Source organism: Marinicauda pacifica, assembly GCF_004793635.1.
Lineage (GTDB): Bacteria > Pseudomonadota > Alphaproteobacteria > Caulobacterales > Maricaulaceae > Marinicauda > Marinicauda pacifica.
Window position 1 is genome coordinate 1 of record NZ_SRXV01000112.1, and the last position, 303, is coordinate 303.

The 303-nt window shown below is 71.0% G+C and carries 1 protein-coding gene; it reads left to right on the forward strand.

The features are described from left to right. A partial coding sequence (locus tag E5162_RS14610) for a molybdopterin-dependent oxidoreductase (protein WP_338419095.1) occupies positions 1-303 on the forward strand: 303 nt, incomplete at both ends.

A 303-nucleotide genomic window follows, 5' to 3' on the forward strand; every position in this document is an offset into this window, starting at 1 on the left:
GAAGACGGCGCGCAGGTCCTGCGCGCGGCCGGCGCGCTGGCCGACAAGATCGGCGCGGTGAGCGCGGACTGGAACGGGTACAACCTGCTGCATACGGCCGCGAGCCGCGTCGGCGCGCTCGATCTCGGTTTCCTGCCGGGCGAGGGCGGCAAGTCCACGCGCGACATCCTGGCCGGAGTCGAGAGCGGCGATATCCAGACCGTCGTTCTGCTCGGCGCGGACGAGGTGGATACCGCCCGGCTGGAGAAGGCGTTTGTCATCTATGTGGGAAGCCACGGGGACCTGGGCGCGCACGGGGCCGAC